Source organism: Umezawaea sp. Da 62-37 (genome assembly GCF_032460545.1).
In the GTDB taxonomy this organism is placed as follows: Bacteria; Actinomycetota; Actinomycetes; order Mycobacteriales; family Pseudonocardiaceae; genus Umezawaea.
This window is the reverse complement of sequence record NZ_CP135965.1, coordinates 4,721,453-4,736,994: the sequence shown is the minus strand read 5'-3', so window position 1 is coordinate 4,736,994 and position 15,542 is coordinate 4,721,453. Positions and strand designations below refer to the sequence as shown.

The following is a 15,542-nucleotide window of genomic DNA, read 5'->3' as shown; positions in this document are numbered from 1 at the left end:
TCGGGAAATGTCTGCTCAGTGAGCAGGGAGGGAGACGTAGCCGTGCGTCGTCGTATGCGGGGCATCGCGGTTGCCGCGATCGCGCTGACCAGCGTCATGTCGATGGCAGCGTGTGCCAAGGACTCTGGCGGCACCAGCACCAACGCGGGTTCCAGCGGAACCGCCACCAGTGGCTGCAAGCTGGCCGACAAGCCTCCGGCCGCCGCCGCGAGCAGCAGCACCGCCGGTGACGCCGACAAGGTGGACGGCAGCGCCCTCAAGGTCGGCCTGGCCTACGACATCGGTGGCCGTGGCGACGCGTCGTTCAACGACTCCGCCGCCGCCGGTCTCGACAAGGCCAAGACGGACCTGGGCCTCAAGGCCGACGCCGTCAAGGAGCTGACCGCGGCCCCCAACGAGGCCGAGGACGCCAAGCAGACCCGTCTGCGCCAGCTCGCGACCGAGGGCTACAACCCGATCTTGACCGTGGGCTTCGCCTACGCCGAGTCGCTGAAGGTCGTCGCGCCGCAGTTCCCGGACGTCAAGTTCGCGATCGTGGACGGTGCCGTGGAAGGCGCCACCAACGTGACCCCGCTGGTGTTCGCGGAGGAGCAGGGCTCCTTCCTCGTCGGCGTCATCGCCGCGTACCAGAGCAAGGCCTGCCACGTCGGCTTCGTCGGCGGTGTGGACATCCCGCTGATCCAGAAGTTCGAGGCGGGCTACGCGCAGGGCGCCAAGGCCGCCGCCCCGGACATCAAGCTGGAGAAGAAGTACCTCACCCCGGCCGGTGACTTCACCGGGTTCCAGGACCCGGCCAAGGGCCAGGTCGTGGGCCAGGGCCAGGTCGAGGCCGGTGCCGACGTGCTCTACCAGGCCGCGGGCGCCTCGGGCAAGGGCGTCTTCGCCGCTGCCAAGGCCGGCAACGCCAAGGCCATCGGCGTCGACTCCGACCAGTACAACCAGCCCACGGTCGCGGAGTCCAAGGACGTGATCGTCTCGTCGATGCTCAAGCGCGTCGACGTGGCCGTCTTCGACTTCGTCCGGGCCGTCGCGAAGAACGACCTGGCGAGCCTGCCGAAGGTGTTCGACCTCAAGGTCGACGGCGTCGGCTACTCCACCTCCGGCGGCAAGATCGACGCCGACCTGGCCGCCGTCCTCGAGGGCTACAAGGCCCAGATCATCGCGGGCAAGATCACGGTCTCGGACAAGCCGAGCAGCTGAGTCAGACTGCCGGTCGTGCTGGGCCCCGCGAGCGCGTCTCGTGGGGCCCAGCACGTCGTAATGGGAGTTTTCAACGATGAGCAGTTCCACCTCCGCCGACCTGCCAGCGGCCATCGGTGACCCCGAAGGCCCGCCCGCCGTCGTGCTGTCCGGCATCACCAAGCGCTTTCCGGGCGTCGTCGCCAACAGCGACGTCCACCTGAGCGTTCGGGTCGGCGAAGTCCATGCCCTGTGCGGTGAGAACGGCGCGGGCAAGTCCACCCTGATGAAGATCCTCTACGGGATGCAGCAACCCGACGAGGGCACCATCGAGGTGGCGGGCGAACGCGTCCACTTCAGAACCCCCGCCGACGCGATCAGGGCCGGGATCGGCATGGTGCACCAGCACTTCATGCTGGCCGACAACCTGACCGTGCAGGAGAACGTCGTGCTCGGCGCCGAGGCGCTGCACGGCATCGGGGGCAAGGCGCGCAAGCGGATCATCGAGCTCTCGGGCGGGACCGGCCTGAGCGTCGACCCCGGCGTGCTGGTGGAACGGCTCGGCGTCGCGGACCGGCAGCGCGTGGAGATCCTCAAGGTGCTCTACCGGGGCGCCAAGGTGATCATCCTCGACGAGCCGACCGCGGTGCTCGTGCCGCAGGAGGTGGACGAGCTGTTCGCCACCCTGCGCGGTATGCAGGAGCAGGGCTTCACGTTCCTGTTCATCTCGCACAAGCTGGACGAGGTGCGCGCGATCGCCGACTCCGTGACGGTCATCCGCCGCGGCACGACGGTCGGCACCGCCGACCCGAAGGCGGTCAGCTCCCGGCAGCTCGCGGAGATGATGGTCGGCAGCGAGCTGCCCAGCCCGGAGACCAGGGAGTCCACCGTCACCGACCGCGAGGTCCTCCGCGTGGAGGGCCTGTCGCTGGTGGCGCAGGAGGGCACCCGGCCGGTGCTCGACGGCATCGACCTGGTCGTCCGCTCCGGCGAGGTCGTCGGCATCGCGGGCGTCGAGGGCAACGGCCAGACCGAACTGGTCGAGACGATCATGGGCATGCGGAAGGCGTCGTCCGGGCACGTCGTGCTCGTCGACACCGAGGGCAACGCCAAGGACCTCGTGAAGCTGGGCACGCTCGCCCGGCGCGAGGCGGGCATCGGGTACATCCCCGAGGACCGCCACCGCCAGGGCCTGCTGCTCACGCAACCGCTGTGGGCCAACAGGATCCTGGGCTACCAGACCCGCAGACCCACCGCGAAGGGCGCCTGGCTCGACATCGCCGGCGCCAAGCAGGACACCCAGCGCATCGTCGAGGAGTTCGACGTCCGCACGCCGGGCATCGACGTGGCCGCGGCCGCGCTGTCCGGCGGCAACCAGCAGAAGTTGGTCATCGGCCGCGAGCTGTCGGGCGACCCGGTGCTGCTCATCGCGTCGCACCCGACCCGCGGCGTGGACGTCGGCGCGCAGGCGCTGATCTGGGACGAGATCAAGCGCGCGCGGGTCGCGGGACTGGCCGTGCTGCTGATCTCGGCCGACCTGGACGAGCTGATCGGCCTGTCCGACACCATCAAGGTCATGCTGCGCGGCAGGCTCGTCGCCGACGCGGACCCCAACACCGTCACGCCGGAGGACCTGGGCAGCGCGATGACGGGCGCCGGCAGCACCAGCGACGCGGTAGCGGCGCTCGACACCCCCGTCGACGAGGAAGGCGAGCGCTGATGGGCAAGCTGCGCGGCAACCTGCTCCCTCCCGCCCTGGCGATCCTGTTCTCCGCACTGCTCTGCGGGATCGCACTGGTCATCTCGGGGGCGAACCCCCTGACCGCGTTCGGCGCGATGGTGTCGCAGGTCGGCGATGGCACGACCGCGGTCGACATCGTGAACAGCACCGGCGTGTACTACATCGCCGCGCTCGCGGTGGCGATCGGGTTCCAGATGAACCTGTTCAACATCGGCGTCGAGGGCCAGTACCGGGTCGCGGCGGTCGTCGCGGCCGTGTTCGGCGGCTCGGTCGCCCTGCCACCCGGCATCCACGCGCTGGCGATCATCCTGGTCGCCGCCGTCACGGGCGCGCTGTGGGCCGCGATCCCGGCGATCCTCAAGGTGACCCGCGGCGTCAACGAGGTCATCTCCACGATCATGATGAACGGCCTGGCGCTCGGCCTGGCCGCGTACCTGATCCGCGCCGACGTCTTCGGCGAGCTGCGGGGCAACAACATCCGCACCCCGGAGATCCCGTCGTCCGGCTGGGTCCCCGGCATCCCGCTCGGCTCGTCGGGCACGGTGTTCGGCCTGGTGTTCCTGGCGGCGGCGCTGGGCATCGGCTACTGGGTGATGATGAACCGCACCCGCTTCGGCTTCGAGCTGCGGGCGTCGGGCGAGTCGTCCACGGCGGCCGCGGCGGGCGGCGTGAGCGCCAAGAAGATGATCCTGGTCGCGATGCTGCTCTCCGGGGCCATCGCGGGTCTGGTCTCGATGCCGGAGATCCTCGGCCGCGACCACACCTACAACCTGAACTTCCCGGCGGGTATCGGGTTCTCCGGCATCGCCGTCGCGCTGCTCGGCCGCAACCACCCCGGTGGCATCGCGCTGGGCGCGCTGCTGTGGGCGTTCCTGGACAAGTCGGGGCTCGCGTTGGACAACGTGGGCGTGTCGAGGGAGATCGTGACGATCATGCAGGGTGCGATCGTGCTGTCCGTCGTGGTCGCCTACGAGGTCGTCCGCCGCTACGAACTGGCCGCCGAGCAACGGCGCGTCGGTCGACAGCTCGGCACCGCCGAGCCCGTGGGAGGTGCCGCGTGACCGCGCTGGTCGAAGTCCCGATGACGGCGGTCCCGCCGCGGCGGAAGCGGAAGCTCCCCGGCTGGGCGCTGGGCATGATCGCGATGGCGGGCGCGATCGCGCTGCTGTCCACCACGTCCTACCTGACCGGCGTCCCGCAGCTGACGTCCACCGGCACCGTCCAGACCGCCGTCCGGCTCGCGCTGCCGATCCTGCTCGCGGGTCTCGGCGGCCTGTGGGCGGAACGCGCCGGCGTGGTCAACATCGGCCTCGAAGGCATGATGATCATGGGCACGTGGGGCGCGGCCTGGGCGGGCTACCAGTGGGGCCCGTGGGCCGCGCTGATCGCCGCCGCCCTGTTCGGCGCGCTCGGCGGCCTGCTGCACGCGATCGCGACGGTCACGTTCGGCGTCAACCACATCGTCTCCGGTGTGGCGATCAACCTGCTCGGCGCAGGCCTCACCAAGTACCTCTCGACGTTGCTGTTCTTCCCGGTCTCGCGCAACCCGCGCGAATCACCGGCGGTGCCGAAGTTCGACACCTACTCGGCGGGCGGGCTGTCGGACTGGCTCGGCACCCTGGAAGCCGACCAGCGCGTCGGCATCTCCGACGTGGCCGGCGTCCTGCGCGGCCTGATCACCGGCGTCTCCCCGTTGACGATGCTGGCCGTGGTGTTCGTGATCGGCAGCTACCTCGTGCTGTGGCGCACCACGTTCGGCCTGCGCCTGCGCTCCTGCGGCGAGAACCCGTCGGCCGCGGAGTCCCTCGGCGTCAACGTGTACCTCTACAAGTACGCGGCCGTCGTGATGTCCGGCGCGCTCGCGGGCGTCGGCGGCGCGGCGCTCGTGCTGAACCCCGGCAACCCCGGCTACCTCGAGGGCCAGACCAACGGCCGCGGCTTCATCGGCCTCGCGGCCATGATCTTCGGCAACTGGCGCCCCGGCGGCCTGCTCGGCGGCGCGGCGCTGTTCGGCTACGCCGACGGGCTCCAGCTGCGCAGCGGCGGCAAGACGTTCCTCGCCTTGATCTACGGCGCGGTGCTGCTGCTGGCGGTCATCGTGGTCTGGCAGCTGATCCGCCGCCGCTGGTTCGCCGCGGCCACCGGGATCGTCGCCGCGGGCCTGCTCTACGGCGTCTACTACTCCGTCGACGAGGTGCCGAGCGAGCTCACCGCGTACGCCCCGCACCTGGTGACGCTGGTCGTGCTCGCCGTCGCCTCGCAACGGCTGCGGATGCCCGCGGCCGACGGCGTGGTGTACCGCCGTGGCTGAGGTGGACTGGGCCGTCCTGCGCGACCGGGCCGTCGAGGCCGCGCGGAACGCCTACTGCCCCTACTCGGGTCTCCAGGTCGGATCGGCCGCGCTCTGCGACGACGGCCGGATCGTGGTGGGCTGCAACGTGGAGAACGCCGCCTACGGCGTCGCGCTCTGCGCGGAGTGCACGATGGCCGGCCAGCTCAGGCTGACCGGTGGCGGCCGGTTCGTGGCCGTCGCGTGCCGCAGCGGGACGGGTGACCTGCTGATGCCGTGCGGTCGTTGCCGCCAGGTGCTGCACGAGCTCGGCGGCCCCGACTGCCTCGTGGACACCCCGCGGGGCGTGCTGCCGATGAGCGACGTGCTGCCCGACGCGTTCGGACCGGAGGACCTGCCGTGACCATCAGCGCAGTCGACGTGATCCGCGCCAAGCGCGACGGCCACCGGCTCACCGACGAGCAGATCGACTGGGTGGTCGACGCCTACACCCGCGGCGCGGTGGCGGACGAGCAGATGTCCGCGCTGGCCATGGCCATCTTCCTCAACGGCATGGAGTCCGCCGAGACCGCCCGCTGGACCCGCGCGATGGTGCTGTCCGGCGACCGGCTCGCGCTCGACGTGGACCGGCCGACCGTGGACAAGCACTCGACCGGCGGCGTGGGCGACAAGATCACCCTGCCGCTGGCCCCGCTGGTCGCGGCCTGCGGTGCCGCCGTGCCGCAGCTCTCCGGCCGCGGCCTCGGCCACACCGGCGGCACGCTCGACAAGCTGGAGTCCATCCCCGGCTGGCGCGCGCGGCTGTCGCTGGACGAGATCACGGCCCAGCTCTCGTCGGTCGGGGCCGTGGTCTGCGCCGCGACCGAGGGGCTGGCCCCCGCCGACCGCAAGCTGTACGCGCTGCGCGACGTCACGGCCACGGTCGAGGCCGTGCCGCTGATCGCCAGCTCGATCATGAGCAAGAAGATCGCCGAGGGCGCCGAGGCGCTGGTGCTGGACGTGAAGGTCGGCTCCGGCGCGTTCATGAAGACCCTGCCGCAAGCCAGGGAACTGGCCGCCGCGCTGGTTTCCATCGGTGTGGACCACGGACTGCGGATCAGTGCCATGCTGACCGACATGTCCGTTCCGCTGGGTGTGGCCGTCGGCAACGCCGTCGAGGTCGCCGAGTCCGTCGACGTGCTCCGCGGCGGCGGCCCGGCCGACGTGGTCGAGCTGACCGTGGCACTGGCCCGCGAGATGCTGTCCCTGGCCGGGATCGACACCGACCCGGCCGAGGTCCTGGCCTCCGGCAGGGCCTACGAGACCTGGGAGCGGATGATCCGCGCCCAGGGCGGCGATCCCGACGCGCCGCTGCCGGTCGGCGCGCACAAGCACGTCGTGACCGCGACCGAGGACGGGGTGCTGGCGACGCTGGACGCCTACGCCGTCGGCCTCGCGGCCTGGCGGCTGGGCGCGGGCCGGGCGCGCAAGGAGGACCCGGTGCAGGCGGGCGCGGGCATCCTCTGCCTGGCCAAGCCGGGCGACCGCGTGGAGGCCGGGCAGCCGCTGCTGGAGCTGCGGACCGACACGCCGGACGCCGTCCCGTACGCCCTGGAGGCGCTGGACGGCGGCTACTCCGTCGCCGACTCCGCCGTGACCCCTGGACCCCTGGTGATCGACACCATCCGAGGCTGACGTGGTCCCCATGAGCACCGAACTGCGCCGTGGCCGCACGGCCTTCCTGAGCGGCTGCGTCGTCCTGGTGGTGGGGGCCGCGCTCGCGGTGTTCGCGACCGTGGACAAGGCCGCCCCGCTGCCCGTCGGCACCGTCCCGATCGCCCTGCTGCTCGTCGTGATCGGCGTGCTGGCCGCCGTGTACGGCAAGCGGGCGGAGTGGGCGGAGAAGAAGGCCAAGGCGGAGCGGGAGTGGCGCACCGCCATCGGCCCCCTGCTGCGGCAGTGGCCGCCGCCGCTCGTGCGGTCGGCCGCCGACGTGGACTTCGGCGCCACCCGCACCCGGCACACCGACGACGTGAACGCCTACGTGCCGCGTGCCGCCGACCGGCCGCTGCGGTACGCGTTGGGTGCGCGCAAGTTCGTGCTGCTGCGGGGTGAGTCGAAGGCCGGGAAGTCGCGGACGCTGGCCGAGGCGGTCCGGCACGCGCACCCGGAGGCCGAGCTGGTGCTGCCGCGGGACGCCAAGGCGGTGGCGGAGCTGTCCCGACTGGAGCCCGCGCTGCCGTTGGGGAACAGCGTCGTGGTGGTCCTGGACGACCTCTCGTCGGCCGACCTCGACCAGTTGACGACGTCGGTCCTGGACTTCTGGGCCGAGCGGGCGGTGCTGGTCGGGACGATCACCGCCTCCCGGTACGAGGCGGTCATGCGCACGGGGTCGGACGTCGGGGCCGCCGCTCGGGTGGCGTTGGCGCGGGCGACCGTGGTGGACCTGCCGTTCGAGCTGTCGGAGGGGGAACTCGCCGCCGCGCACGAGGACTACCCCGAGGAGAGCGGGCTCGTCGAGCGGTCCAGCATCGGCGAGGTGCTGGTGGGTGGCGAGGAGCTGGTCCGCAAGCTGCGGTCCGGGCGGCGGGACAGCCCTGCCGGGCAGGCCGTCGTGCGCGCGGCGGTGGACGTGCGGCGGGCGGGACTGCGGCGGGCCGTCAGCCCCGTGGAGCTGACGCACCTGTTCCCGAAGTACCTGGAGAGGATCACCGTCGGGGTCGACCCGACGGCCGAGCTGTTCGCGGCCGGGTTGGCGTGGGCCTGCGCGCCGATCGCCTCGCAGGTGGCGCTGCTGCGCAGGGTGAGCGGTGGGCTGGAGGTGCTCGACTACGTCGTCGAGGCCGAGGCTGGGGCGGAGATGCCGGACTTCCTCGGCGCCGACCTGCTGGCGATCACCAGCGCGGCCGACGCGTACGGGATCGGCGACGCGGCCTACGCGGCCGGGCGGTCCGACCTCGCGCGGCAGGGGTTCCGGCGGGCGATGGAGGATCCGGGGTCGTTGGCCGCCGCGGCGTTCTCGCTGGGTGTGGTGCTGGCGGGGCAGGACGACGCGGCGGGTGCCGAGCGGGTCTACCGGCAGGCGATCGAGACCGGGCACCCGGTGTTCGCGTACCTGGCGATGGTGAACCTCGGCTTCCTGCTCCTGGAGCGGGACGCCGTGGAGGAGGCTCGGGAGGTGTTCCGGACCGCCGCCGACACCCGGCCCGTGGAACGGGGCCCGCGCGCTCGCGTCGGACTCGGCGAGGTGCTGCTGCGGGAGGAGCGGTTCGACGAGGCCGAGGCGGCGTTCCGGCAGGTGCTCGACGTGGACGACCCGGCGACCGTCCCCCTCGGACTCCACGGCCTTGGCCGGGCACTCGCCGCCCAGGGCAACGACGCCGCCGCCCGCGAGGTCTACCTCCGCGCCGCCACCTGCGACCACCCGAAAATCTCCACCTGGGCCAAAAAAGCCCTAGACCCCTAACCCGCGAGTCGAACCCCCAGACACCCCGTGTCGAACACCCAGGCACCCCGTGTCGAACATTCGGACACCCGCAGAGCATCCGAGGTCGAACCTCCGGATGCCTGACCGAGGGACTCGGGGTGTCTGGACGTTCGACACGGGGTGTCTGAGCGTTCGACTCGCGAATGCGGAAGGGCCCGGCTCCCTGGGGAGTCGGGCCCTTCCGGGTGGCGGTCAGGCGCCTTCGGCGGCCATCTCGTCGTCGTCCATGTGCTCCTTGCCCGGAGGCTTGGTGCCGTTCTTGCGGGTGCGGCGCTGCGGGCGGGGCAGGGCCGTGGGGGGCGGGGGCGGGGTCGGGGAGCCGCCGCCGAGGATGAGCTCGGCGAAGGTGGCCATGGCCTCGTCCAGCTGGCCGCCGATGCGGAGCTCGGACTCCTGGTTGCTCTTGCGCACCAGGGACGTGAGGGACTCCACGTCGGGGCGGGCCGCGACCGTGTCCTCGACCTTGACCAGGCCCTGCTCGACGACACCGGACAGCTCGCCGAGGCGGGCGGTGAAGTCGTCCTCGACGGCGTCGAGGCGGTTGGTCATGGTGTCGAGGCGGGAGGTGACCTGCTCGAGGCGCTGCGCGAGCGCTTCGAGGCGGTCGGTGGCGTCGACCTGGTCGCGGGTCTCCTCGAGGGCGGTGTGCAGCGCCTCGCGGGCCTCGTCCAGCTTGCCGTGGACCGTGTTCCTGGTGTCCGCGAGGGACGTGTGGAGGGAGTCCTTGGTCTCGGTGAGCGACGCGTGGAGCGAGTCCTTGGTCTCCGTGAGCGACGCGTGGAAGCCGTCGCGGGTGGAGTTGAGGTTGTCGCGGGACTCGTCCAGGCGGCCGTGGAGCGCGGTCGCGGAGTCGGTGAGCGACTTCTGCAGGCCCTCACGGGTGCCGTCGAGGTGCTCGTGCACGCCCTCGTCGACCTCGTCGAGGCGGCCGCGCAGGGAAGCCTCGAGGGCCTCGATGCGCTCGCGCAGCGGGCCGGTCACGAGACCGGGCAGCTGCTCGGTCTTGCCGTCCTGCTTGTCGAGGTGCCCGTCGAGGTCGTCGATGCGCTTGTGGATGTGGGAGAGCTTGTCCTCGAGCCCGTCCATCCGGCCCGCTACGCCCTCGAAGCGACCCGCGACACCGTCGAGACGGCCGTCGAGCTGCGCGAACGGCTTGGCGAGCTTGTCGACGAGCCCGTCGACGGCCCTGCTGATGCCCTGGACGGCGACGTCCTGCGCCTCCAGCTTGGACAGCGCCTCGTCCAGGCGCTCGGCCAGCACGCTGACCTCGGTCCGGTCGGGGAGCTCGGACAGGCGCTTGCGAACGGAACCCAGCGACTCGAGCGGAGACATCCGCGCGTGGATCTCGTCCAGAGCATCGAAGATCTGCTGCTGCTCGCTCTCACGGATCTCCGCGGCGCGCGTGAGCATGTTGCGCATCCGGTCGAAGGACATCGTGGAGCTGGTGTTCTCGGTCACGGCTGAATGCCTTCGTCCAGGGGAGGGGGAGACTTCCGGGAGCCTATCCAGGTTGGGGGTCGAGTTAGTACCACCCCCTGCCGCGGATTGCCCGGTTCCAGCGGGTGATTGCTCCATTGGAGTTAACGAGACGGACGCTACTCGGTGGTAGCCGAACGCGGCTAGACCACCGCTGCACATGTTTCGCGCCCGTGTGAGTGACTAAAGCTCAAATCCCGATCGCGGACGGTAGCGCATCACGAGTGCGCAACGTCTTGTGGCCACACGACCGGGTTGTTTCCCCGGAACTTGGTAACGCGAGACTCGATCATAACGGAGTCAAGATCGTTTGAACGGCCGGTCACACGGCGTGTCGCCAGGTATAACGTGTTCGCCATGTCGACTTCCCCTTCCCCGGAGGCCATCCGCAGCGCGCCGAAGGTGCTGCTGCACGACCACCTCGACGGCGGCCTCCGCCCCCAGACGGTGATCGAACTCGCCGAGGCGTCCGGCCACCCCGGACTGCCCACCACCGACGCCGCGCAGCTCGGCGACTGGTTCCGCGAGAACGCCGACTCGGGATCCCTGGTCCGCTACCTCGAGGGCTTCGCGCACACCTGCGGCGTCATGCAGGACGAGGCCGCGCTGGTGCGCGTGGCCGCGGAGGCGGCCGAGGACCTGGCCGCCGACGGCGTGGTCTACGCCGAGATCCGCTACGCCCCCGAGCTGTTCACCGAGCGCGGGCTCGGCCTGGAGCAGATCGTCGAGGCGATCCAGGAGGGGTTCCGCCAGGGTGAGCGCAACGCCGCCGCGGCCGGGCAGCAGATCAGGGTCGGGACGCTGCTGTGCGCGATGCGGCAGAACGACGGCTGGCTGCCGTACGCGGAGCTGGCGGTGAAGTACCGCGACGCCGGTGTGGTCGGGTTCGACATCGCGGGGCCCGAGGCCGGGTTCGAGCCCGCCCGCGGGCTGGACGCGTTCGAGTACCTGCGCAAGGAGAACGCGCACTTCACGATCCACGCAGGCGAGGCCGCGGGCGTCGAGTCGGTGTGGGAGGCCGTGCAGGTCTGCGGCGCCGAGCGGCTCGGACACGGTGTGCGGATCGTCGAGGACATCAAGTTCGACGGCGAGAACGCCGAGCTGGGGCGGGTGGCGGCCTACGTGCGCGACCGGCGGATCGCGCTGGAGGTCGCGCCCACGTCGAACCTGCACACGGGCATCGCGAAGACGATCGCCGAGCACCCGTTCGACAGGCTGTACAAGGCCGGGCTGCGGGTCACGGTCAACACGGACAACCGGTTGATGAGCCAGTGCACGGCCACCGGGGAGAACGCCGCGCTGGTGGAGGCGTTCGGGTACGGGTGGGACGACCTGGAGACGTTCGCGGTGAACGCGATGAAGTCCGCCTTCATCCCGTTCGCTGAGCGGAACGCGATCATCGACGACGTCATCGTGCCGGGTTACGCGGCGCTGAAGGCCTAGTCCGTCAACGCGAAAGGGCCCCCGCCGACGTGGCGGGGGCCCTTTCCACGTGGACCTAGTGGATGTTCAGCCGGTCCTCGAACGCGGCGGACAGCGCGCGCCACGACGTGACCTCGGCCTCGAACGGGGCGCTCGGGGCGAGGCGGGTGGGGTCGGGCTTGAGCACGTAGGAGACCAGCCAGCCCAGGCTTTCCGACTTGTTCAGCGCGAGCTTCACGCTGTCGTCGTGGGCCCACTCGGCGGCGTCCTCGAACAGCTCCACCGCCAAGTCGAGCTGGGTCGGGTCGACGGAGTCGGGGCCGTCGGCGATGTCCTCGTCCAGACCGGTCAGGACGTAGACGTTGTCCGGGTCGACGTCGACCTCCAGGTCGCCGCCGGTCGCCTTGACCACGATCTCGGCGAACGTCGACACCTCGGCGAGGTCGTTGTCCTCGGCCTCGACGAGGAAGCGGGACAGCGCGCGCGGCGAGGTGAAGGCGTCGATCCGGCCCTTGCGCCCCAGGAAGACCGGCTGGTCGTCGAGGTAGCAGCGCAGCGTGTAGTACTCGCCCTGGCCGGTGATGACCTTGATCGGGTCGATGCCGACCTCGGCCCAGAAGCCGGTGGGCTCGGCGTCGTCGTCCTCGTCCGCGTCGTCGTCCTCGGCCTCCGCGGCGGCCTGCGCCTCCTGGAGGATGGCGAGCTCCTTCTGGGCGCCCGCGAGCACGTTCTCGTCGACGTCCGGCGTCTTCACGACGGAGTCGATGGCGTCCAGCACGTCATCCCACTTCTCGGCGATGACCTCGGACAGCTCGGTCCACAGCGCGGTGCCCTCGCGGCCGCTGAACGGCAGCGTGCCCTGCGGCAGCAGCGCGAAGCCCGCCGCCGAGTCCAGCACCTCGTGCACCTTCTCCAGATCGCACACGTCGGCGAGCGAGCGCACGATCGCGACGACGTCGGCGAGCTCGCCGATCACCCAGGTGTCGGGGTCGTCGGCGACCAGCTCGGGCACGCCGACCAGGTCGAACTGGTGGTTCTCGTCGGGGGAGAGGTCGCCGACCGACAGCGCGGGCACGGAAGCCCACGCGGGGTGGTCGGCGAGGTCGTGCTCCTCGACCTTGCGGACGAAGGCGGCGAGGTGAGCGGCGTCGGGGAACGCGTACAGGTCCTCCTCGTGCCCGAGGAAGGCCTCCCACTCCTCACCCTCTTCACGCCACCGCGGCGCCCACAGCGTGACCAGGTCCCCCTGGGTCAGCCCCAGTTCGATAGGGACGATGTCCTGCGCCATCAGACCTCCAGGTCACGCGATGCCGTGCGGATGCGCGTCGAAGACTACGGGGTGGATCAACGTCGGGAACCGCCGGTGCCGAACGGATCCGCGAAGTAGGCGTCCTCATCGTCGTCCACCGGTGGGCGGAGCCTGCGGGCGGGCTGCGCGGCCGGTGGCGGCGTTGGTGCGAATGGCCGAGCGGCGGGCGGCCGCGCGGGCTCCGGTTCGGGCGGCGCCTGGATCGTGGCGCCGTGCGGCGGTCGGTCCACGGGCTGGAGGACGGACTGCTGCGGGTGCTGCGGCATGGGCGCCTGAGGCTGCGGGGGGCGGGCGGCGGCGTCGGCCGCGGCGCGGAACGGCGGCGGCCCGGCGAAGCCCTCGATGGCGATGGCCATGCTGTCCCCCAACGACTTCGCCAGCTCGTTGTACCCGCGCTGCACGGCCGCGTCGGTGGCCAGCCGCGCCGTGTCGACCACGAGGCGGCCCACCGCGTCCGGGCCGTGCGAGAGGGCGGCGGGGTGCAGGCGCAGCCCGACCAGGTCCCCGGTGGCGGTGGCCGTCACGACCGCCAGGCCGCTGGGGTGCTCGGCCGTGCCGGTGGAGCGCGCCAGCACCTCGGCCAGCCGCTCGCTCGCCTGCCTGCGCTGCTCGGCCTGGTCCATCTCGTTCACCGACGGCCTCCGACCGGAGTGAGGAGTTCGGGGTGTCCGGAGGTTCGACACGGGGTGCCCGGGGGTTCGACTCGCGGGGTCATGGGGTGAAGCCGAGTTCGGTGAGGCCGGAGGTGGTGCCGGGGTCGACGACGCGGTGCAGCGAGTGGTGCAGGCGGGTGCTCGCGTCGCGGGTGGCGCGGGCGGCGACGCGGACGATCTCGGCGGCGAGCGCGTCCGGGCCCATCCGCAGGGCGGCGGGGCTGATCCTGATCTCGGTCGGCGGGGCGCCGGGCGGGGTGACCACGGTGACGGCGCGGTCCGGGGAGGACGCGCGGCCGAGCACGGGGCCGCCGCGGGCGAAGTGGTCGGCGACGCGCCGCTCGGTGTCGGCCACCCACCGGTTCGCGCGCTCGATCTCCGCGCCGACCTGGTCGTCCGGATCGCTCACGTGCCCACCCCCTTCCCGATCAGTCTGCCGGAATCCGAGCCGTTACGTTGGTCGCGTGGTGGTGCTGCGTTCGGTCCTGCTGTTCGTGCTCGCCGCCGTCGCCGAGATCGGCGGCGCCTGGCTGGTCTGGCAGGGCGTCCGCGAGCACCGCGGCTGGCTGTGGATCGGCGCCGGGGTGATCGCGCTCGGGCTGTACGGGTTCGTCGCCACGCTCCAGCCGGACGCCGACTTCGGCCGGATCCTGGCCGCGTACGGCGGGGTGTTCGTCGCCGGGTCGCTGGCCTGGGGCGCGCTGGTCGACGGGTACCGGCCGGACCGGTGGGACGTGGCCGGCGCCCTGGTCTGCCTCGTCGGCGTCGCGCTGATCATGTACGCGCCGCGCTGATCAGCCGGTCGGCCGGTAGAAGCCCATGAACGCCATGCCGCTGTTGGTGGTGCGCAGGTTGCCGACCTGCACCGGGTCGCCCGCCTCGACGATCTGGCCGTTGCCGATCACCATCGCCACGTGCCCGCTCCACACCACGAGGTCGCCGGGCAGCAGTTGGTCCGGCGGGACGGAGGCGCCCATCGCCTGCGACGACGCCGGGCGCGGCAGGTCGAACCCGGCGCCCGCGTAGGCCCACTGCGTCAGACCGCTGCAGTCCGTGCCCTGCGGCGGGTTCGCACCGCCCCACACGTACGGCGTGCCGAGCGCGGACAGCGCGTTGCGAACGGCCTGCGCCGCCTGCTCGTTGGGCGCCTCGGCACTGCTGCCGTCCGGCAGGTTCACGCCGACGCCCGAACCGGGCTGGGGCGGGATGGCCACCGGCAGGTGCGGCCCGACGGCTCCACCGCCACCGCCTCCACCGCCTCCACCGCCCCCTCCGGTGCCGCCGCCGCCACCGCCCGTGCCTCCGCCACCGGTGCTGCCGCCGCCCGACCCGGTGCCGGTGGACGGCGGAGCGGCAGGGGCGCTGCCCTGGTCGGTGGTCGTGCTGGACGTGGAAGTCGTGCCGTCGCCGTTCTTCTCGATGCCGATGGGGTCGCCGAGCGCCTGCAACGCGCCGAGGTCGGGCTGTTCGAGGCCGTTGAGCTGCGCCACGGCCGCGGTCAGCTGGTCGCGCACCTTCTGCAACTCGGCCGCCGACTTGCCCTCGTACTCGTGCGCCTTCCCGGAGACCATCGCGGCCACCGCGAGCGAGGCCCCCGGCCCGCCGAACACCCCCGCGCCGACGGCAGCGGCCAGCCGGGGCGTCGCCCAGCCGATGAACTCGTCGATGAGGCCCTGGATCGCCGTGCGGCCGGTCGTGACGGCCGTGACGGCGCTCGTGGTCGCGGTCTGCGCGGTCGCGCTGTTGCGCGCCATCAGCTGCAGACCCCCGGACAGCGTGGCGACCCGCGACTGGAACGTGGCGGCCTTGTCGCCGTACCAGGTGCCCAGCACCGCGTTGGCCGCCCCGGTGTGCCTGCCGTCGACGTCGGTCAGCGCCGTGCCCGCCCTGGTGAACGCGTCGGCCGCCCGCGTCGCGCCACCGGTGTCGCCGTCGAGCTTGGCGAGGTGGTCGCGCATCGGTTGGACCAGCGAAGAGATGAAACCCGCGACGTCGACCACGAAACC

14 protein-coding genes are annotated in these 15,542 nt (G+C 71.9%); 9 read left to right on the top strand and 5 right to left on the bottom strand.

Translation table 11 applies throughout. The features are described from left to right. Positions 1-54 precede the first annotated feature (54 nt). The 7 genes from RM788_RS21260 to RM788_RS21230 all read left to right on the top strand — a co-directional run bounded on the left by RM788_RS21260 (position 55) and on the right by RM788_RS21230 (position 8,655). Positions 55-1,200, top strand: coding sequence for a BMP family lipoprotein (locus RM788_RS21260; protein ID WP_315934701.1), 1,146 nt, complete (start codon positions 55-57; stop codon positions 1,198-1,200). Positions 1,201-1,276: 76 nt separating this feature from the next. Beyond that, the gene (locus tag RM788_RS21255) at positions 1,277-2,899 is read left to right on the top strand and encodes an ABC transporter ATP-binding protein (RefSeq protein WP_315933462.1); all 1,623 of its coding nucleotides are present in this window, start codon (positions 1,277-1,279) and stop codon (positions 2,897-2,899) included. Further along, positions 2,899-3,981, top strand: a complete 1,083-nt coding sequence (locus RM788_RS21250; protein WP_315933461.1) for an ABC transporter permease — start codon at positions 2,899-2,901, stop codon at positions 3,979-3,981. The genes RM788_RS21255 and RM788_RS21250 overlap by 1 nt, the downstream gene beginning before the upstream one ends. A 20-nt stretch (positions 3,982-4,001) precedes the next feature. Next, a complete protein-coding gene (locus RM788_RS21245; RefSeq protein WP_315934700.1) occupies positions 4,002-5,231 on the top strand; it encodes an ABC transporter permease in 1,230 nt (409 codons plus the stop codon). Beyond that, complete coding sequence (locus tag RM788_RS21240) at positions 5,224-5,613, top strand: cytidine deaminase (RefSeq protein ID WP_315933460.1); 390 nt, start codon at positions 5,224-5,226, stop codon at positions 5,611-5,613. The genes RM788_RS21245 and RM788_RS21240 overlap by 8 nt, the downstream gene beginning before the upstream one ends. Continuing rightward, the gene (locus RM788_RS21235; protein WP_315933459.1) at positions 5,610-6,884 is read left to right on the top strand and encodes a thymidine phosphorylase; all 1,275 of its coding nucleotides are present in this window, start codon (positions 5,610-5,612) and stop codon (positions 6,882-6,884) included. Before RM788_RS21240 ends, RM788_RS21235 begins: the two co-directional genes overlap by 4 nt. Before the next feature lie 10 nt (positions 6,885-6,894). Beyond that, positions 6,895-8,655, top strand: a complete 1,761-nt coding sequence (locus RM788_RS21230) for a tetratricopeptide repeat protein (protein ID WP_315933458.1) — start codon at positions 6,895-6,897, stop codon at positions 8,653-8,655. Positions 8,656-8,868: 213 nt separating this feature from the next. On the opposite strand, the gene RM788_RS21225 is transcribed toward RM788_RS21230, so the two are convergent. Next, complete coding sequence (locus RM788_RS21225) at positions 8,869-10,095, bottom strand: hypothetical protein (RefSeq protein WP_399345056.1); 1,227 nt, start codon at positions 10,093-10,095, stop codon at positions 8,869-8,871. A gap of 414 nt (positions 10,096-10,509) precedes the next feature. Between RM788_RS21225 and RM788_RS21220 the strand changes: the two genes are divergently transcribed. Continuing rightward, positions 10,510-11,595 carry an adenosine deaminase gene (locus tag RM788_RS21220; protein WP_315933456.1) on the top strand — a complete coding sequence of 362 codons (1,086 nt, stop codon included), beginning with the start codon at positions 10,510-10,512 and terminating at the stop codon, positions 11,593-11,595. Positions 11,596-11,650: 55 nt separating this feature from the next. Here the strand turns inward: RM788_RS21220 and RM788_RS21215 are convergent, their stop codons facing one another. The 3 genes from RM788_RS21215 to RM788_RS21205 all read right to left on the bottom strand — a co-directional run bounded on the left by RM788_RS21215 (position 11,651) and on the right by RM788_RS21205 (position 13,945). Beyond that, a complete protein-coding gene (locus RM788_RS21215; RefSeq protein ID WP_315933455.1) occupies positions 11,651-12,862 on the bottom strand; it encodes a SatS C-terminal domain-containing protein in 1,212 nt (403 codons plus the stop codon). Between the two features lie 56 nt (positions 12,863-12,918). Continuing rightward, positions 12,919-13,506, bottom strand: a complete 588-nt coding sequence (locus RM788_RS21210) for a YbaB/EbfC family nucleoid-associated protein (RefSeq protein ID WP_315934699.1) — start codon at positions 13,504-13,506, stop codon at positions 12,919-12,921. Between the two features lie 88 nt (positions 13,507-13,594). Next, positions 13,595-13,945 (bottom strand): hypothetical protein, encoded by a 351-nt coding sequence (locus RM788_RS21205; protein ID WP_315933454.1) that lies wholly within the window; start codon positions 13,943-13,945, stop codon positions 13,595-13,597. 55 nt (positions 13,946-14,000) lie between these two features. Here RM788_RS21205 and RM788_RS21200 point away from each other — a divergent pair, with 55 nt between their 5' ends. Further along, positions 14,001-14,330 carry a YnfA family protein gene (locus tag RM788_RS21200; protein ID WP_315933453.1) on the top strand — a complete coding sequence of 110 codons (330 nt, stop codon included), beginning with the start codon at positions 14,001-14,003 and terminating at the stop codon, positions 14,328-14,330. Here the strand turns inward: RM788_RS21200 and RM788_RS21195 are convergent, their stop codons facing one another. After that, positions 14,331-15,536, bottom strand: a complete 1,206-nt coding sequence (locus tag RM788_RS21195; RefSeq protein ID WP_315933452.1) for a C40 family peptidase — start codon at positions 15,534-15,536, stop codon at positions 14,331-14,333. It abuts the gene before it with no gap. Positions 15,537-15,542: the final 6 nt, after the last annotated feature.